Source organism: Parafrankia sp. EUN1f, assembly GCF_000177675.1.
In the GTDB taxonomy this organism is placed as follows: domain Bacteria; phylum Actinomycetota; class Actinomycetes; order Frankiales; family Frankiaceae; genus Parafrankia.
Genome location: NZ_ADGX01000024.1, coordinates 61737 through 79350, shown reverse-complemented (window position 1 = coordinate 79350; position 17614 = coordinate 61737). Strand labels below are relative to the sequence as shown.

16 protein-coding genes are annotated in these 17614 nt (G+C 70.2%); 5 read left to right on the top strand and 11 right to left on the bottom strand.

What is annotated here, in order from left to right; genetic code table 11:
• Together FREUN1FDRAFT_RS09990 and FREUN1FDRAFT_RS09985 are read right to left on the bottom strand one after the other, a co-directional pair.
• On the bottom strand, positions 1 to 245 hold a 245-nt coding region (locus tag FREUN1FDRAFT_RS09990), incomplete at its 3' end, for a DUF3616 domain-containing protein (RefSeq protein WP_006539898.1).
• A 10-nt stretch (positions 246 to 255) separates the two neighbouring features.
• Positions 256 to 774: an NUDIX domain-containing protein gene (locus FREUN1FDRAFT_RS09985; protein ID WP_232295128.1), complete on the bottom strand. Its 519-nt coding sequence runs from the start codon at positions 772 to 774 to the stop codon at positions 256 to 258.
• A 457-nt stretch (positions 775 to 1231) separates the two neighbouring features.
• Between FREUN1FDRAFT_RS09985 and FREUN1FDRAFT_RS09980 the strand changes: the two genes are divergently transcribed.
• The gene (locus FREUN1FDRAFT_RS09980) at positions 1232 to 1870 is read left to right on the top strand and encodes a hypothetical protein (RefSeq protein WP_006539896.1); all 639 of its coding nucleotides are present in this window, start codon (positions 1232 to 1234) and stop codon (positions 1868 to 1870) included.
• Between the two features lie 63 nt (positions 1871 to 1933).
• On the opposite strand, the gene FREUN1FDRAFT_RS09975 is transcribed toward FREUN1FDRAFT_RS09980, so the two are convergent.
• Positions 1934 to 2680, bottom strand: coding sequence for a nucleoside monophosphate kinase (locus FREUN1FDRAFT_RS09975; RefSeq protein WP_006539895.1), 747 nt, complete (start codon positions 2678 to 2680; stop codon positions 1934 to 1936).
• A gap of 456 nt (positions 2681 to 3136) precedes the next feature.
• On the opposite strand from FREUN1FDRAFT_RS09975, the gene FREUN1FDRAFT_RS09970 reads away from it, so the two are divergent.
• On the top strand, positions 3137 to 4591 hold the full coding sequence (locus FREUN1FDRAFT_RS09970; protein WP_006539894.1) for a hypothetical protein: 1455 nt from the start codon (positions 3137 to 3139) through the stop codon (positions 4589 to 4591).
• 12 nt (positions 4592 to 4603) lie between these two features.
• On the opposite strand, the gene FREUN1FDRAFT_RS09965 is transcribed toward FREUN1FDRAFT_RS09970, so the two are convergent.
• Positions 4604 to 5344 carry a maleylpyruvate isomerase family mycothiol-dependent enzyme gene (locus tag FREUN1FDRAFT_RS09965; protein WP_006539893.1) on the bottom strand — a complete coding sequence of 247 codons (741 nt, stop codon included), beginning with the start codon at positions 5342 to 5344 and terminating at the stop codon, positions 4604 to 4606.
• 113 nt (positions 5345 to 5457) lie between these two features.
• Positions 5458 to 6072 (bottom strand): hypothetical protein, encoded by a 615-nt coding sequence (locus tag FREUN1FDRAFT_RS09960; protein WP_006539892.1) that lies wholly within the window; start codon positions 6070 to 6072, stop codon positions 5458 to 5460.
• Between the two features lie 198 nt (positions 6073 to 6270).
• Here FREUN1FDRAFT_RS09960 and FREUN1FDRAFT_RS09955 point away from each other — a divergent pair, with 198 nt between their 5' ends.
• Positions 6271 to 6942, top strand: a complete 672-nt coding sequence (locus FREUN1FDRAFT_RS09955; protein WP_006539891.1) for a RadC family protein — start codon at positions 6271 to 6273, stop codon at positions 6940 to 6942.
• A 48-nt stretch (positions 6943 to 6990) separates the two neighbouring features.
• Positions 6991 to 7437: an HIT family protein gene (locus FREUN1FDRAFT_RS09950; RefSeq protein ID WP_006539890.1), complete on the top strand. Its 447-nt coding sequence runs from the start codon at positions 6991 to 6993 to the stop codon at positions 7435 to 7437.
• A 334-nt stretch (positions 7438 to 7771) separates the two neighbouring features.
• Here FREUN1FDRAFT_RS09950 and FREUN1FDRAFT_RS09945 read toward each other — a convergent pair whose 3' ends face one another.
• The 4 genes from FREUN1FDRAFT_RS09945 to FREUN1FDRAFT_RS09930 all read right to left on the bottom strand — a co-directional run bounded on the left by FREUN1FDRAFT_RS09945 (position 7772) and on the right by FREUN1FDRAFT_RS09930 (position 13127).
• Positions 7772 to 8185, bottom strand: coding sequence for a hypothetical protein (locus tag FREUN1FDRAFT_RS09945; RefSeq protein WP_006539889.1), 414 nt, complete (start codon positions 8183 to 8185; stop codon positions 7772 to 7774).
• 147 nt (positions 8186 to 8332) lie between these two features.
• On the bottom strand, positions 8333 to 9022 hold the full coding sequence (msrA, locus tag FREUN1FDRAFT_RS09940; RefSeq protein WP_006539888.1) for a peptide-methionine (S)-S-oxide reductase MsrA: 690 nt from the start codon (positions 9020 to 9022) through the stop codon (positions 8333 to 8335).
• A gap of 182 nt (positions 9023 to 9204) precedes the next feature.
• Positions 9205 to 10497, bottom strand: coding sequence for a PhoH family protein (locus FREUN1FDRAFT_RS09935; protein WP_006539887.1), 1293 nt, complete (start codon positions 10495 to 10497; stop codon positions 9205 to 9207).
• A gap of 806 nt (positions 10498 to 11303) precedes the next feature.
• Positions 11304 to 13127 (bottom strand): phosphoenolpyruvate carboxykinase (GTP), encoded by a 1824-nt coding sequence (locus tag FREUN1FDRAFT_RS09930; protein WP_006539886.1) that lies wholly within the window; start codon positions 13125 to 13127, stop codon positions 11304 to 11306.
• A gap of 375 nt (positions 13128 to 13502) precedes the next feature.
• Here FREUN1FDRAFT_RS09930 and FREUN1FDRAFT_RS09925 point away from each other — a divergent pair, with 375 nt between their 5' ends.
• Positions 13503 to 14120, top strand: a complete 618-nt coding sequence (locus tag FREUN1FDRAFT_RS09925; protein WP_035951177.1) for a hemolysin III family protein — start codon at positions 13503 to 13505, stop codon at positions 14118 to 14120.
• A 508-nt stretch (positions 14121 to 14628) separates the two neighbouring features.
• Here the strand turns inward: FREUN1FDRAFT_RS09925 and FREUN1FDRAFT_RS09920 are convergent.
• The gene (locus tag FREUN1FDRAFT_RS09920; protein ID WP_006539884.1) at positions 14629 to 15240 is read right to left on the bottom strand and encodes a hypothetical protein; all 612 of its coding nucleotides are present in this window, start codon (positions 15238 to 15240) and stop codon (positions 14629 to 14631) included.
• Positions 15241 to 15536: 296 nt separating this feature from the next.
• The gene (locus FREUN1FDRAFT_RS09915; RefSeq protein WP_006539883.1) at positions 15537 to 17546 is read right to left on the bottom strand and encodes a thioredoxin domain-containing protein; all 2010 of its coding nucleotides are present in this window, start codon (positions 17544 to 17546) and stop codon (positions 15537 to 15539) included.
• Between the last annotated feature and the right edge of the window lie 68 nt (positions 17547 to 17614).

Here is a 17614-nt window from a genome sequence, read left to right as displayed (position 1 = left end):
ATGTCGATCTCCGGCACGACACCGTCCTCGTCGGCCGGCTCGGGCAGCGGCAGGAAGTCGCCGACCGGGAAGCTCACGTGCTCCTCGAAGGCATCGCCGGCCGCGGTGAGGGTGACGCGCTCGATCGTCACGGTCTCGTCGCCGCCGAGCCACAGGTGCCGCCCGTCGGAGCGCACTGTCGACAGCGACTCCGCGATGTCGATCACCAGGTGATCGTCAACGAATCGGATCGGAATCGTGTCCACTGAGCCTCCGTCAGACGCGGGAGTGGGCCGCCTCCGACCTGAGTTTGTCACCCAGCTTGCCTCGCACGTCGGCGACGCTCACCCACCGCCGGGAGATCTGCCGGGAGGTGGGCCGTTCCAGAGCTCCGTCGGCGGCACGCAGCAGGAATGTGGCCTCGTAGTGAACATGCTCCGGCTCGTCCCGGGTCGGCACCGCATCGACGGGGTGCGGCGTGACATCGACCGGCAGCACGCTTGCCGGGATCAGCCCGTTCGCCTCGACCTCGGCCTGGGCCGCCAGGTGACGCAGCGCGGCGCCGAGCAGCGACTGGTCCGCCCCGTCGACATGCCCACCGGGCAGCTTCCAGGACCTCCCGCCGGCTCTGGTGTGCAGCACCCGACCGTCGGCGGAGACGAGGGCCACGCTGCAGGTCACATGGGCCGGGGTGGTGGTGGGAGTGACGATCGGCGGCCCGTGCAAGGCCAGCACGATCAAGGAGCGCAGCAGGTCACGCTCCTGCGGGTTCGCCTCGATGTACTTCAGAGCCATACCGATCACCGCGTTGTTCGTGACCGTCACAAAAGGAACGTACAGCCACAAGACACCCCGGATGACGGCGCATCGCCGGGGCTCACCCGCGGATCCGTCCACGCGTAGCCGCCGCCACCACGCGTCAACAATGAGCGCACATCGGGACATATCAGAGCAAAAAGCGATGCCCGACCGGCCTGACGATCAGTGGCCCTTTTCCATTCCTCGGCCCACGGCCAGGGGCGCCGCAGATCCAGTCGACGACGGAAAAGGGTCAGCCTCGACCGCGCGCCCCGATCCCGCCGATGCCGACCGGAGGCCACTGGATGCCGTGAGTGGTCGCATTGGTGACAGGCCGGGAGAAGCCAGGAGGATGCCCCGTTAGGGTGTCCTTCGGCCGATCTTGCGCACAGTGGGCCGCACCGACAGGTCGCGGCCAACACCACGTGCCGATCGTGAGAGGGGGCGACCGGGCATGCACCACTTCACCCGTACCCGGGTCCGGCGAGTCGTCGGACCCGTGGACGGCGACGAATCGGGCGGCCGGACCATGGAGCGGGGCCGCCGAGGCACCCGGCTGCTCGCCGCGGGAGCTGCCGCTGCCGCCGCCGTCGCGCTCGCCGGCTGTGGCGGCGGCGACGGCCTCGACGACCTACCCACTCCGTCGGTGCCGGCCTCGCTGCCCGACAGCGCGCGGTCCGCCCTGCCCACGGCCCTGCCGACCGGCCTGGCCTCGCTGCTGCCGTCCGGCATCCCGACGGGAGTCCCGACGTCGCTGCCCGGCGTCGGCACCGTGGACACCGCGACCGGGGCGGACGCACTGAAGGGCACGAACGTCCCACCGGGCTTCCCGGTCCCGCCCAAGGCCACGGTCGAGGTCGGGGCCACCGCCGGCAGCCACTCCACGGTGACGATGCGGGGCGTGGACCAGGACGAGGTGCGCACGTTCTACCGCCAGGCGCTGCCGGCCGCCGGTTATGAGATCACCTCGGACACCGAGGTCCGCGGCATCGCCAACACGATGGCTTTCAAGGGGCATGGGGTGACCGGCACCATCGCGGCCGCCTCTCTCGGCTCCGCGAACACGATCACGGTTCTCTTCGAAAAGCAGTAGCCGAACCGGCCGGGCGGCCGGCCGCGGCTGGCCGACCTGGCCACCGCGCGGCCGGCTGGCGGATCAGCTGGCCGATCGGTCAGCCGCGGCCGGCTGGTCACTCGGCTGGCCGTTCATCCGGTCCGCGGGTGGCCCGGCGGCCCGGCCCGCGGGCCGGGCCGCGAGGGCTCGAGGTGACGGCAGATCGAAGTGCTCACGGATCTCCGCCTGCACCTCCAGCACCGATCGCCGGGCATCCACGACGGCGACATGCTCCTTGCGCTGGAAGATATCCATCACCGGCCGGGTCTTCGCGTGGTACTCCGAGAGCCGGACGGCCAGCGCCTCCGGGTTGTCGTCGGAGCGGGTCACCAGCGCTCCCCCGCAGACGTCACAGGTGTCCTCGACCTGCGGGCGGCTCGCGATCAGGTTGTAGTCGAGCCCGCACCGTGAGCACAGCCGGCGCGCCAGCACCCGGCGAACGACCTCCTCGTCGGGCAGGTCGAGGTAGATGACCCCGTCTATGTCGTAGCTCTCCAGGAAGAACTCGGCCTGCCGGGCGTTGCGAGGAAAACCGTCGATGATGAACCCGTAGTTCCAGTCATGCTCGGTCAGCCGCGTCCGGACCACCGACTCGACGAGATCGTCACCCACCAGGTGCCCGCTGGCCACGATCCGCCTGACCTGCGCACCGATCTTCGTATGGTGCTGCACGTTCCAGCGGAAGACATCGCCGACGCTGATGTGCACCAGGTCGAGCTCGTCCGCCATGAGCTTCGCCTGGGTGCCCTTGCCGCTTCCCTGGACACCCATGATCACAAACTTGCGCACGGTGCCTCCCAGCGTGCTCGACGGCGCTGTCCCCAGGCACGCACCCCTGGAGGAATGATGCCGGACGCGATTGCGCGACCGCGTGATCGGCGGGCACGTTCGGTTGGGTATCCGGCCGCCCGGCGACGCGACGTCCGCCACCCTCCCAGCGCCTGCCGCCGGCCGCCATCGGCGCGCGTCACCACCGGGGGCCGGGGGTACCCGGATGGCCGCCCCCACCCAGGTGCCCCCGGGGGTGACGGGCCGATGACATCCATCTGACTACTGGGAGTGCGCGGGACCGAAGCGCGTAACGGTGCCTATCAGGACGACAGCTCCCGTCGTGGGGAGCCGGCTGCGACCGAGCGCAACGTACCCGTCAGGATGGAGGCGCGCGGGATTGCGCGACGATTCGGGACGAGTGGGACATGGCCGCGGCCGCGGTGGGGACTCCCGAATCACACGGAGGAGAATCGGGTGTCTGGGCAACTTCGCCGGCTGTTCGGTGGCGGCCTGGCCGTCGCCATGCTTGCGGTCACATTCGCTGCCTGCGGTTCCGACGACAAGGACGCCGCTCCGCCAGCTGAGGTCGTCCTTGAACGTGCGGCCGAGACGACCATCCCGTTCGACGTCGCGGCCGCCGGCGAGGTCGTGCTGGATGTCACCACCGAGGCGCCCGGGGTCTCCTGGGGGACCGTCGGCTCCGAGTCCGCGGTCGTCTCCCTGTTCGTCGACGGCAACTACACGACGGACCTGGTGATCCCCGCGTCCTTCCCGATCAAGCGCAGTCTGGCCCTGGGCGGTCTCACCGCCGGTGAGCACGCACTGCGCCTGCAGTTCGCCGCGGACCGCTCACCCCAGGGTTCCACGCAGGCCAGGCTTTCCCAGTTCGCCTTCCGGACGATCGCCCCGGGCGACGCCCACTACGCCGCGGCCCGCAACGCCCCGGTGCTGTACGGGCGCACGACACCGAACCCGGCGCTGCTCGCGGGCACACCCGCGACCGGCCCCTACCAGAACGCGCTGACCGACTCGCCGCTCGTCGCCTTCCACTCGGAGACGGAGACGGCGATCTCCGGGCACCGGCTGCTGACCTACTCCATGATCTGGAGCAATGAGGACGGCGGGACGTCGACGCCCGCGCTGATGGCCCAGTGGGGACGCACCACGGACATCGAGTGGACCTACCGGGTCGAGGTCGACGCCGCGGGCAACGCCGTGCCCGGCAGCGCGACCGTACAGGGGCCCGACCACGTCGACACGCCGTTCACCGGCAAGGTCGAGGGCACCCATCCGGTGCTGCAGACCTGCACGCTGAACAACAACATCTGCAACCAGACGGACGGGCAGATGCGGTTCTCCCTCGCCGTCGGCGACCCGCTGGACCCGGTCAACCAGGCCCGCGAACACGTCATGGACGAGAACCCGTGGACGTACTGGGTGATGGCCCAGGAGGTCAACCGGGAGGGCAAGGTCACCGAGGCGCCCGAGGCGTCCTCCACCGAGCAGATCGCCGACCCCCGCACCTACCTGTACCTGGTTCTCCGTAAGACCACCAGCAAGCCGAACACCGACAACGCCTGGATCGGGGTCTCGGTCGGGGTGCGCCTGTCCGGCAACCCGACCACCTTCCGGTCGAACCAGGTGTACCCCGCGTGGTCCCTTGAGCGGGACTCCCCCGCCCAGACCGCGATCGCGCTCCCGCCGGGAACAGTCGCCGAGGACATCGCCTCCATCCAGGCGACCCGGGTCGTCGGCAAGGGCTATGACACCGGTGCCAGCGTCCAGATCGACTCCATCGAGCAGGCGTTCTTCCTCAACCCGGACGGGCTGCCGCAGAAGTCGTTCCTGTTCACCCCGGCCAAGGCGACCCTGACCGCGTCGTCCCCGACCGCAACGCTGTTCCGCGGCCCCACCGCCGGCCCCTCCTGAGACCGAGCGTTCCTATCGCCCGCACCGCAGCGCACGCAGCAGGTCGGCCTCGCCGAAAGCGGTGAGGCCGCCGCCGCGCGGGCCGGGATCGGCCGGGTCGAGCCGGCCCCACAGCGCGAGCAGGACGGGCCCGGCCGGTCCGCGCAGCGCCGCGTCGCCCTTCGCATGCTCGGTCGTCACCGTCGCGGCCGGGCCGGCGAACCGCACCAGCCACTCACCGGTGATGTCGGTGAGGTGGACGTGCGCCGTGCCCTCACCAGGGGGCGAGATCCCGACCGCCCGGGCCGCCGGCAACAGCAACGTCAGCACCTCGTCGACGGCGTCCGCGGCCTGCTCGGGCACGAAGTCGGGAGGCTCACCGAAGGCGCTGGCCGCGTCCCAGGCGTGCACGAGGGTCTCGTTGGCCAGCCGGCGCGGCCAGAACGAGGCGAGACCGGGGGTGATGTGGGCGGTGAACGTCCAGGCCGGCGTGGCCGGATCGACGTCCCGCAAGGCGGCCAGGACGTCCGCGACGGCCTTGCGGTAGTAGGCCGTGAGCTCGGTGTCGTCTCGTGGCGGCGCCGGCACCCGCTCGGGTTCCGCGGTCATGCCCCGCGGGAGGTGCCGCGCAGTGACGGTGTACAGCCGGCTGACATGGGATACCAGCCGGCGGCAGTCCCAGCCGGGGCAGCCGGGGACGGCGGCGTTCAGATCACGTAGCGCCGAGTGGAGCAGGGCGTCCGCATGGGACTCCAACCTCGCCAGGTAGTTCATTGAACCTTTTCCATCGTCGGCTCGAACCTTCGGCATCCCTGATCATGCACCGTGAGATGGAGAAGGTTCATTGCACGAAGTCTCGCAGCATCCACCGCCGCAGGCTCGGACTGTCACCCGCCCGAGGCCGGCTGGACGGTCTGCGCGGGCTGCCCCAGGTCGGCCGCGAGCCTGGTCCAGGTGCCGTCCGCGGTGTCGAGCGCCGCGGTCGTCCGCCCCAGCAGGGAGGCGACCGACTCCTTCGTGCCGTCGAACAGGTTGCCGCAGACCGCCGCCGCGCTGGTGTAGCCGGCGGCGCCATCCGACCAGGCCTGATGCGCGGCCTGGTCGGGCGCGGCCGTGACCGCCGCTGCCCGCTGTGCCGCCTCCCCCAGGGTGACGCACGCCGGCTGCAACGAAAGCCCGTCCTTGGCGCTGATGTAGGTCCGGACGTCGGTAGCCGCCTTGACGACGTCGGCGCGTTCCGTCGCGGTCGACTCGTACCAGGCGTCGAGCTCGGCGCTGACGTCGACGGTCGGCGGTGCCGCCGCGCCGGTTTCGGCACCGACGCTGGTCTCATCGCCGACCAGGAGCCAGACCGCGACGACGGCGACGACGCCGATCGCGGCGAGCATCGTCAGGCCGGTTCTCCGCTCCTGGCGGCTGAGCTGGTCCCACGTCCGGAAATCGCTACCACGTGTGCGGTAGCCGATACCACTTGCATGGAGGTCGTAACTACGGCGAGCCAACTTTTTCTCCCACGCGCCGAGGTGTGCAGGCACAAGACAGACGCGCAGGCAGCCGCGGACGTTGCGGACCCCTCGAAGCGCCCGACCGCGAAGCCTGTCGTACCCAACCCCTACCGTAGTCGCACACGGGAACAACGCGGGCACCAGTGCACACACGGAACGCCGGGAGACAGCACACCGGAAACGGGGGAAGTGAACATGCGGTTGAAGGACCTCCCCGCCCATGAAAGGCCACGTGAACGGGTGCTTGCGCGCGGCGTCGAGGCGCTGGCCGATCGGGAGCTGCTCGCGATCCTCCTGGGCTCCGGCGCGCCCGGCAGGGATGCCGTCGAGCTCGCCGCCCGGCTCATCGCGCGGCACGGCGGTCTCCACGACCTGTCCCGCGCCGACCCTCAGGAGCTGACCTGCCAGCCCGGCGTCGGGCCGGCGAAGGCGGCGCGGATCTGCGCCGCCTTCCACCTCGGCCACCGGGTCCGCGCACCGGGCGGGGCGGTGGCGGCGGTGGGCAGCACCGCCGCCCTGGCCGCCGCGGCGGCACCGCTGCTGCGCGGCCTACGCGGCGAGCGCGTCGTCGTGGTCGTGTGCGACGGCAACGGCGCGGTGCTGCGGGCCAGCCTGCTCAGCCAGGGGACGTCCACGGCCAGCACGCTGAGTGTCCGTGAGCTGCTCACCCAGGTGCTGCGCTGCGGCGGCTCCGCCTTCGGCCTGGCCCACAACCACCCGGGCGGCGACCCGGAGCCGAGCCTCGCCGACCGCCAGGTGACCCACCGGATCCAGGAGGCGGCCGAGGTCCTCGGCCTGCGATTCCTCGATCACGTGATCGTCACGGACGAGACCTGGCGCCGGGTCGAGCCCACCGCCGGATCATGAGGCGCATCCGGCTACGCGCCGGAAGATCACTAGCTGGGAGGTCCACGCGTGACCGACGACCAGTGCGTGTTCTGCGCGATCACGCGGGGCGAGGTTGAGGCAAGCCTGGTCTACGAGGACGACGACGTCGTGGCCTTCACCGACCACGCGCCCGTGACTCCAGGCCACCTTCTGGTCGTGCCGCGCAGGCACTCCGCCGGGCTGGAGGACCTGACCGATGAGGACGGCGCCCGGGTCTGGAGGGTCGCGCACCTCCTAGGACGGGCGTTGCGCCGTTCCCCGCTGCGCTGCGAAGGCGTCAACCTCTTCCTCGCCGACGGCGAGGCCGCCTTTCAGGAGGTGTTCCACGTGCACCTCCACGTCTTTCCGCGCTTCGCCGGCGACACCTTCCGGATAAGTGCCGACTGGCGGGTCCGCGCACGGGCAGAGCTCGACGATTCCGCAGCCGCCGTCCGCGCCGGCCTGGCCGCACTGTCACCCACGCCGTCCCCCTGATCAGCTGAGCGTAGGCCGGCCAGCGCCGGGCGCCGCCAGCGCCGGCCGGCCAGCACCCGAGGTGAGCCCGGCCTGCCCGGCAGCTCGTAGCCGCAGCTCGAAGATCTGAGGATTTTGGTCTTACAGCAACCAAGATCCTCGATCATTGCTCGGCGGCAGCAGAAACCGAAGCCTCAGGAAGCCACACCGAAATCGTGAACGGCACCGCGGCCGGAAGGCGAGGTCATGCCGCCGCGCGGCCATGAGCACACACCGATGCCGGCTCGGTACGGGTTGCCGGACCGCCGTATCCGACCACACCGCGGATACGGCGGCCTCCCGCGACTGCCTTGGGTCAGGACAGCTTGACCCAGTAGCTGCCACACACCCGCAGATAAGGAACGCTCTTGACAACCTGGCGGACCTTGCCGAGCCAGATCTCGGTTGTCGTCACCGTCTTGTACAGCGCCGAGATCGGCGCCGTTCCCGTGACCAGGAGCCCGTTCGCACGGAACTGACCGCGGTAGACACCGTCGAACCAGAAGTTCACGTTGGTCACACCGCCGACGATTACTCCGCGGAACTGTGCGGAGTGCCGACGGTCGACCCCCAGGTAGCTGGCGGTCGAGGACACGGGCAGCTGGCGATCCGTGCAGGTGGTGGTGGCCGCCGCCGCGGTCCCCTGCCCGAAGCCAAGGGTGGCCACGACCGCCGCGACGACAAGCGCCATTGCCGCCACCCGCGTGGGCAGCTGTCGAACAACAAACATTGAGTTTCCCCCTGCGCACGCCGCTTTCGAGACCCATCCCCCGATGGGCCCATTCGGCCTGCTCGCGCAGAGAGTACCAATACGGACAGTCAGCCCCTAGGCGACCAGCATGCCGGCGCCGACGAAGACCGTCGGCGCCGGATGCAGTCAGCGCTGGTCGGCCAGCGTTTCCGTCGGGCCGGTGGACGCGACCCCTACCGGGCAGGACAGACCGGTTCCGCCGAGGCCGCAGTAGCCGTGCGGGTTCTTGCTGTCCGAGAGGTACTGCTGGTGGTACTCCTCGGCGTAGTAGAACGGCCCGGCCGGGGCGATCTCGGTGGTGATCTGCGGGTAGCCGGCGGCGTCGAGCACGCGCTGGAAGGCGTCCCGGCTGGCGAGCGCGGCGCTGGCCTGCTCGTCGCTGGTCGTGTAGATCGCCGAGCGGTACTGGGTGCCCACATCGTTGCCCTGGCGCATGCCCTGCGTCGGGTCGTGGCTCTCCCAGAACACACGCAGCAGCTCGTCGTAGCCGACCTTCGCCGGGTCGTAGACGACGAGCACGGCCTCGGTGTGGCCGGTCAGGCCGGAGCAGGTCTCCTCATAGGTCGGGTTCGACGTGTGGCCGCCCGCGTAGCCGACCGCGGTCGTGTACACGCCGGGGACCTGCCAGAACTTCCGCTCGGCACCCCAGAAACAGCCGAGCCCGAACACCGCCGTCTGCAGGCCCGCCGGGAAGGGGCCGAGCAGGGACGTCCCGAGAACGGTGTGGCGGCCAGGGTTGGTGAGGATCGGTGCTGGGCGGCCGGGCAGCGCCTGCTCGGCCGTCGGGATGGTCGTCTTGTGGCGACCGAAGAACATCACGAACCACCTCCGTGCTTCCACCCACACAACCACGGCGGCACGTCAGTAGTTCCCGCGAACTCTTCTCCGGTGGCCACCGGGTCCGGCCTCGTCGCCTGCCACTACCAGCGACGAGGCCATCGCGATGCGCCGTTCGCGCGGTTAGGCAAAACTGGGCAAGTTCCGCCGTTCTGGTCGTCTCAGAGGACGAGGTCCTCAAGCATGGTCGTGACCAGCGCGGCGATCGGCGAGCGCTCGGAACGGGTGAGGGTGACGTGCGCGAACAGGGGGTGGCCCTTGAGTGTCTCGATCACCGAGGCGACTCCGTCGTGCCGGCCCACCCGCAGGTTGTCACGTTGCGCGACGTCGTGGGTGAGCACGACCCGCGAGCCCTGGCCGAGCCGGGACAGCACGGTCAGCAGCACGCCACGCTCCAGCGACTGGGCCTCGTCCACGATGACGAAGGCGTCGTGGAGCGATCGGCCGCGGATGTGCGTGAGCGGGAGGACCTCCAGCATGCCCCGGTCGACGATCTCCTCGATGACCTCGGGCGACACGAGCGCGCCGAGGGTGTCGAAGACGGCCTGCGCCCAGGGCGCCATCTTCTCGTTCTCGCTGCCGGGCAGGTAGCCGAGATCCTGGCCACCGACGGCGTAGAGCGGGCGGAAGACGACGACCCGGCGGTGCAGGCGGCGTTCCATGACCGCCTCCAGGCCGGCGCACAGCGCCAGCGCGGACTTGCCCGTTCCGGCCCGGCCGCCCAGGGAGACGATGCCGACCTCGTTGTCGAGCAGGAGGTCGAGGGCCACCCGCTGCTCGGCGGAACGGCCGTGCAGGCCGAAGGCGTCCCGATCACCGCGCACGATCTGGATGGACTTGTCGGCGGTGACCCGGCCGAGCGCGGAGGCGCTCCCGCCCGTCGTGGTCAGCACCAGCCCGGTGTGGCAGGGCAGGTCGGCCGCCTCGGGGATCTCCACCAGCTCCTTGGCGTAGAGCCGGTCCAGATCGTCCTGGCTGACCATGAGCTCCGCCATCCCGCTCCAGCCGCTGTCCACCGGCGACAGCGCCTGGTACTCCTCGGCGGCGAGCCCGACGACGGACGCCTTCACCCGCAGCGGGAGATCCTTCGTGACCAGCACGACGTCGGCGCCTTCGCCGGCGAGGTTGAGGGCCACGGAGAGGATCCGGGAGTCGTTGTCGTCCACGCGGAACCCCGGTGGAAGCACGGACGAGTCGGTGTGGTTAAGTTCGACCCGTAGTGTTCCCCCGGATTCCAACGGCAGCGGCTGATCGAGCCGGCCGTGCCGGATCCGGAGGTCGTCCAGGATGCGCAGGGCCTCCCGGGCGAACCAACCCAGCTCCGGGTGGTTCCGCTTGGCTTCCAGCTCCCCTATGACGACAAGGGGGAGCACGACATTGTGCTCCGCGAACCGCAGCAGCGCGCCAGGATCAGAGAGCAGCACGCTTGTGTCGACGACATGCGTTCGTGGCACACGCCCACCCGCCTACTCGGAGGTATCCGGGACCGGGCCCCCTGGCAGAGGCCGGGTACCGGCCTCCTGGCGTTGTCGCATTTGCGGCACCGAGGGGCCTCCCGAGTGGCCGACCCGATGCCGGCCACGACTTGAGACGCTAGGGCTCTCACGTTAGCCGTCACCCAGCAAGATGGCGACCAACTTCTTACAACACGCTTCGCTTGTCTTTGTGTGCCCTTCGTGGTCTATGCTCGGCGATGGCCGGGTACTAGTCACCTTCTGCGAATAATCTCACGGTACGAAACCGACTGGTTCTTCTCAGATGCGATAGCCGCGAGGATCCGGGCGTCACTCTCCGATGAGACTCCTGCCACCCCGCAACCGGGAACCTCCGCGGGCACGTCGAGGCGGCCGGGAACCAGTCGACTGGTTCGGGGGCTCCGTCGCATTCCGCTGGCCAGGGCCGGCCTTGGTCCCGGCACCTCCGACGACGCGGCGACACCCTGTTCAGACCGTGGGGTCGCGGCCCGGCCGCGGACGACCCGGGCCGGGGCCGCGCCCGGACTGGCTCTCGGCGGCCGGTCATCCGCACGCGACCGGCCGGCCGCCTGGAAGCCGAGGCCACCGGCACGCACAAAGACGGACCGGCGCCCACGAAATGATCGTGGGCGCCGGTCCGTCGAATGTTTCGGCGTGATCTCCGCGTGGTGACGCGGGCGCCGGTCCGCGAGCCCGCGCGTCGCCGTGCGCGTCGGCCGGGCTCGGCCCGGGTCGGCCGGCCAGGCGGGGAGCCCGGCCAGCCAGCTACCCGGCCCGCGCGGCTGTCAGCCGTTGAGACGCTTGATCAGCGCCTCGTGCTCGGCCCACAGCTCCTCCGGCAGTCGGTCACCGAAGGTGTTGTAGTGCTCGGGGATCAGCTCGGCCTCCTGCCGCCACACTTCGGTGTCGACCGTCAGCAGCGTCTCCAGGTCCTCCGCCGAGACATCAAGGCCATCGGTCTGCAGCTCGCCGGGCGCGGGCAGGATGCCCAGCGGCGTCTCCACGCCCTTCGCGGCGCCGTCGAGACGGCTCGCGATCCAGGCCAGCACGCGGCTGTTCTCGCCGAACCCTGGCCACAGGTAGCGCCCCTCGGGGCTCTTACGGAACCAGTTGACGTAGTAGATCCGCGGCAGCTTGTCCGCGTCGGAGCCCTTGCCGATCTTCAGCCAGTGCGCGAAGTAGTCGGCCATGTTGTAGCCGCAGAAGGGCAGCATGGCGAACGGGTCACGCCGCAGCTTCCCGATCGCGCCCGCCTGGGCCGCCGTGGTCTCCGACGCGACGATCGAGCCGAAGAAGACTCCGCGCTGCCAGTCCGGCGCCTCGGTCACCAGCGGAACCGCCGTCGCGCGGCGCCCGCCGAACAGGATCGCCGAGATCGGGACACCGGACGGGTCCTCCCACTCCGGCGCCATCGTCGGGCACTGGCTGGCCGGCACGGTGAACCGGGCGTTCGGGTGCGCCGCCGGCTCGGCGGACTCGGGGGTCCAGTCCCGGCCCTTCCAGTCGATCAGATGCGCGGGCTTGTCCGGGGTGAGGCCCTCCCACCAGACGTCGCCGTCGTCGGTGCGGGCGACGTTCGTGAAGACCGCGTTACCCCACAGCGTCTTGACGGCGTTCGGGTTGGTCTCCTCACCAGTACCCGGCGCGACGCCGAACAGGCCTGCCTCCGGGTTCACGGCGTAGAGGCGGCCGTCCTCACCGAAGCGCATCCAGGCGATGTCGTCACCGACGGTCTCGGCCTTCCAGCCGGGCAGCGTCGGGATCAGCATGGCGAGGTTGGTCTTGCCGCACGCCGACGGGAAGGCGGCGGCCACGAAGTGGACCTTCCCCTCGGGCGAGGTCAGCTTGAGGATCAGCATGTGCTCGGCGAGCCACCCCTGGTCACGAGCCATGACCGAGGCGATACGCAGTGCGTAGCACTTCTTGCCGAGCAGGGCGTTGCCGCCGTACCCCGACCCGTAGGACCAGATCTCGCGGCTCTCCGGGAAGTGGGTGATGTACTTGGTCGAATTACACGGCCACGGGACGTCGGCCTGACCCGGCTCCAGCGGTGCGCCCAGTGAATGCACCGCGGGGACGAAGAAACCATCCTCGCCGAGCTGCTCCAGGGCCGGCGCACCCATACGGGTCATCGTGCGCATGGAGATGACCACATACGGCGAGTCGGTGATTTCGACACCAAGAGCGGAAATATGGGATCCGAGCGGGCCCATACAGAAGGGGACGACATACATCGTCCGCCCGCGCATGCACCCGGCGAAAAGCTCACCCAGCTTCGTGCGCATTTCCGCCGGGTCCAACCAGTTATTGGTCGGGCCGGCGTCCTCGGCCTTTTCTGAACAGATGTAGGTCCGGTCTTCCACCCGCGCGACGTCGCTCGGATCCGACGCAGCGTAGAAGCTGTTCGGGCGTTTGTCGTCGGCAAGCCGGACCAGGGTGCCCTTCTCAATGAGGAGCGTTGCCAGTCGATCGAACTCGGACTCCGAGCCGTCGCACCATTCAATACGGTCCGGCTGGGTGAGTTCGGCGATCTCACGCACCCAGGCGATCAACCTGGCGTGCTTGGTGGGGGCGGCATCCAGCCCGGGAATCTGTGCCGCAGTCGTCACAGCTCACACCTCCGGTCGAGTTGACCTGTCGCGTTCTCGTCCCGTGTGCGAGTGCCCTCAGTCAGGTGCCTCGTTCGCACCCGAACACCACCAGACACCCAGGTACAAACATGCGGGAAACGGGGCAGTTCGAGGCCGCGTTCAGGATCATTAGACTGTACCGCGCTTTCGGTGCAGAGTCGCGCGGTAGGCAGTACGCGGAAACGTAGGATCCATCACGATCCGGAGCGAACCGACCGACGCCGAGCCGCTCCGCTTCGTGACCTGGATGCGGACCGGATATCGTGCTGTGCCGTGGCCTCCCTCGCTCGGCAGACCCCGGGCATCGACGACACAGCCCGGAACGCACATCCACGTGACCTGGTGCGACCACGCATGCGGGGCTGGCTACACGCCGGAGCATTCCCCGTGAGCCTCGCACTCGGTGTCATTGCGGTGGCACTCGCGACCACGATGAGGGCTCGCCTGGGGATGACCGTTTACGCGCTGAGCATTGCAGCGCTGTTCGGAACCAGTGCCCTCTATCACCGAAAAATGTGGTCGACCTCACGCGCCCGCGAGCTGATGAAGCGCCTCGACCACTCCATGATCTTTGTCTTCATCGCCGGCACCTACACGCCATTCGCACTCATCGCCATGCCCCCGCGCACAGCCCGCGTCGTGCTGGGCGTTGTGTGGGGCGGCGCGGCGCTGGGTGTCGCGCTGCGCATGCTCTGGCTGCACTCTCCGCGCTTCCTGATAGTGCCGCTCTACATCGCGCTCGGTTGGGTGGCCGTCTTCGTCATCCCCGAGGTGATACATCAGGCCGGGGTGGCCGCGACGGTGCTGCTCCTGGTGGGCGGCGCCTGCTACAGCCTCGGCGCCCTGGTGTACGCATCGCGACGACCCAACCCCGCTCCGAGCACGTTCGGCTACCACGAGGTGTTCCATGCGTTCACGCTCGTCGCCGCCTGTTGCCATTACATCGCGTTGATGATCGCAATGCTCGGCTAGCAGGGACCGGGAAGCGACGGTCACCGACTCCGGAGTCACCCGCTCCGGAGTCACCCGGGGTCACCCGAGGCCACCCGCTTCAGGTGACCGCACGGCCCTCCACCCCACGGCGGGTGACGCGAACGTACCGTTGCGCGACCGGGCCCGCGTCGATCCCGTTACCGGCTCGCTGCGTTCCGGTTACCGCGCGGTGGCGATCCAGTGACAACACCGGGGCGATCCGATGACAGAACCGGGGCATTCCGGTGACAGCGGAGGCACATCGCCGCGTCTTTGACAAGACGTCGAAACGCACAGATCACAAGGCTCTCGCCGACCTGCCCACATCCACACGATGCCACTCTCGGTGACGAGGAGCCGGTCCGAGGCGAGGCGCCAGAAGCAGGCCGGGAAACCCATTCACCGGACTTCACCCGACACCGGGTAGAGCACCCGGCGGACAGCCGGTTTCGCCTTGCCGACCGGCTCGCGGCCGACGGGAAGAATCGGCCGCATCCGCGAGGAGCGACTAAATTCCCGGACCTTCGGCCCGGATCTGCTCGACCTTTTCCATCGCTTCTCGCAGGCGGGCCAGCCACGCATCCGCGTTCTCCCCCACCAGCCGGACGCACCAGGCAAGGGCCTCACTACGGCTCCGCGCAACACCTGAATCCACCAGCGTGTCCAGGACCTGCCGTTCCGGCTGGCGAAGCCGGGTCATCACCGGGACGGACAGGGCTGTGAACAGCTCGGTCGCGCCGCCGAACGAGACACCCCAGGCCACCTTGCGCCCGAACCGCTGCTCAGCCTCCCGTGCCAGCACGATCCGGCCGTCCCTCGTCTCCTCGCGGAAGCGCCGGATCCAGCCGGCTGCCTCGGCCGCGGCGGCGGGCCCACTCGTGGCCGCATCAGACCCCGCACCAGGCCCCGCGGCCGACCCGCCCGGGGCTGCCCCGGCCGGGTCAGGCTGCACCAGAGCGCCGATGACCGTGATCTCGTCCCGGTCGATCGTCACGCGGGGCGGCCCGGTGAACCAGCCCGCGGGAACCCTGGCTGCGAACCACGCGGCGATCTCGTCCGCGGGAACGGGTTCATCCCGTTCGGCTCCCCGCCCAGGCCCTCGCCCTCGAAGACCGGCCATGACAGTCCCCTCCACTGAGCCTTTTGAGCCTTTTCCATCGTCGACCCGGGCCGGCGGCATCCCTGACCGTGCGCAGTGAGATGGCGAAGGCGCACTGGTCCGACGACCTCACTGCGCCGACGACGCACCGGCCGGGCTGGAACGCGACCCCATCCATGATTACACGCTTACAACATTATGCGCACGCGTGGAGTCGTCGGAAACCAGCCGGTCTCGGTGCGGCGTCCAAGCTGATCGTCGAGCGGCCCGAAGTGCCAGGGTCAGACGGAGCGCCAGAGTCAGACGGAGCGCCAGGGTCAGGTGAGAAGCCGGACGCCGAGCTTGGCCCGGACCTCCTCAGCGGTGGTCACCGGCAGCTCGCAGACGAAGTCACGGCACACGTACACAGCCGGATCGGCGCGCCCGGCGGTGAGCGGACCAGCGGTGACGACGACAGCGCCGGGTGCGGTGCCCAGCCGCGCCAGCCGCTCCAGGTCCGGACGACCGACCACCGCGACCTCGGCCGGACCGGCCAGGACCGCCTCGGCCACCGCACCAGCCCAGCCCGCATACCGGGCGTCCTTGGCGAGCAGTGGCATCAGCAGCCCGACCGTCGCGACCGCCGCGTCGCGGTGCTCGGCCGAGCCGGTCAGCGCGGCGAAGGTCAGCATCGCCCCGGCCACGGCGGCCTGCCCGGACGGTGTCGCCGAGTCGGACGACTCCCGCGGCCGCCGCAGCAGCGCCTCGGCGTCGTCCGCGGTGTCGAAGAAACCGCCGTCCGGGGCCGCGAACCGGGCGCGCACGACATCCAGCAGCTCCCCGGCGAGTGTGAGCCACCGCGGGTCGGCGGTGACCTGGTGCAGCGCTAGGTACCCGTCGGCGACGCACCCGTAGTCCTCCAGCACGCCGGCGTTCGGCCCCCGTCGGCCGTCGCGGCTGGTCCGCCACAGCCGGCCGTCGTGCAGGTGGACGTCCCGCAGCAGCTCGGCGGCCCGGGTGGCGGCGGCGATCCAGGCCGGCTCGGCCAGCAGCGCGCCCGCCTCGGCGAGCGCCGCGATCGCCAGCCCGTTCCAGGCGGCCACGATCTTGTCATCGCGGGCGGGCTGCGGCCGGCTCGACCGCGCCGCGGCGAGCGCGGACCGGACCCGGGCGAACCGGGCCGGGTCGTCCGGGTCCGCGGGCAGCATCAGCACGGAGGTGCCGTGCTCGAAGGTCCCGGCCTCGGTGACACCGAGAACCCCGGCCGCCCAGGCGCCGTCCTCCGGGCCGAGGACGTCGGCGAGCTGGGCGGGCGTCCAGGAGTAGCTGGCTCCCTCCTCCGGGTGCGCGTTCGGCTGCCCGGCGGGCACCGCGTCGGCGTCCAGCGCGGACGCGAAGCCGCCCTCGGGCGTCCGCAGGTCGGTGAGCAGGAACTCGACGGTCTCCCGCACCACCCGCTCAGCCAACGCAGAGCCGGTGGCCCGCCACAGGTGCAGGTAGACGCGCAGCAGCTGGGCGTTGTCGTAGAGCATCTTCTCGAAGTGCGGGACGGTCCAGGTGGCGTCGACGCTGTACCGGGCGAAGCCGCCCGCGAGCTGGTCGTAGATACCGCCGCGGGCCATCCGCTCGCAGGTGACGCGCACCATCTCGAGCGCCCTGTCGTCGCCGGTACGAGCCCAGTGCCGGAGCAGGAGCTCGGCGACCATGGACGGCGGGAACTTCGGCTTCGGGCCGAACCCGCCGTGGCGCGCGTCGAAGCGGCCGGCGAGCCCGGCGACCGCGCCGTCGAGCAGATCGGCGCCGAGCTGGGGGCCGCCTTCCCCACCGGCGGTGCCGCCGGGCAGCGCGACGACCTCCGCCAGCCGGCGGGCGATGTCCGCGCCGGCCTCCTCGATCTCCTCCCGGCGCTGGGTCCAGGCGTCCGACACCGCGGTCAGTAGCTGCGGGAAGGACGTCTGGCCCTGGCGCGGGCGGGGTGGGAAGTAGGTGCCGGCGAAGAAGGGCTCGGCCGCCGGGGTGAGGAACACCGTCATCGGCCAGCCGCCGTGCCCGGTGAGGGCGACCGTCACATCCATGTAGACCGAGTCGACGTCGGGACGCTCCTCCCGGTCGACCTTGATGTTGACGAAATGCTCGTTCATGTACGCGGCGATCTGCGCGTCCTCGAACGACTCATGGGCCATGACGTGGCACCAGTGGCAGGACGCATAGCCGACCGAGAGCAGCACCGGCACGCCACGGGCCGTGGCCTCGGCGAACGCCTCGGGCCCCCACGGCCACCAGTCGACCGGGTTGTCCGCGTGCTGCAGAAGGTAGGGGGAAGTCTGCTCCGCGAGCTTGTTGGGCACCGCACCACCATGCCATCGCGACGGCCCGATCCCCCGCCGGAGCCTGCCGAGTCCGCCTCCGCGGCCGT

Bases quoted from the DNA above. Each gene is read 5' to 3' on its own strand.
- FREUN1FDRAFT_RS09925 (WP_035951177.1), top strand. From the start codon at position 13,503: ATGCGGGGCTGGCTACACGCCGGAGCATTCCCCGTGAGCCTCGCACTC.
- FREUN1FDRAFT_RS09920 (WP_006539884.1), bottom strand. From the start codon at position 15,240: ATGGCCGGTCTTCGAGGGCGAGGGCCTGGGCGGGGAGCCGAACGGGAT.
- FREUN1FDRAFT_RS09945 (WP_006539889.1), bottom strand. From the start codon at position 8,185: ATGTTTGTTGTTCGACAGCTGCCCACGCGGGTGGCGGCAATGGCGCTT.
- FREUN1FDRAFT_RS09980 (WP_006539896.1), top strand. From the start codon at position 1,232: ATGCACCACTTCACCCGTACCCGGGTCCGGCGAGTCGTCGGACCCGTG.
- FREUN1FDRAFT_RS09965 (WP_006539893.1), bottom strand. From the start codon at position 5,344: ATGAACTACCTGGCGAGGTTGGAGTCCCATGCGGACGCCCTGCTCCAC.
- msrA (WP_006539888.1), bottom strand. From the start codon at position 9,022: ATGTTCTTCGGTCGCCACAAGACGACCATCCCGACGGCCGAGCAGGCG.
- FREUN1FDRAFT_RS09985 (WP_232295128.1), bottom strand. From the start codon at position 774: ATGGCTCTGAAGTACATCGAGGCGAACCCGCAGGAGCGTGACCTGCTG.
- FREUN1FDRAFT_RS09955 (WP_006539891.1), top strand. From the start codon at position 6,271: ATGCGGTTGAAGGACCTCCCCGCCCATGAAAGGCCACGTGAACGGGTG.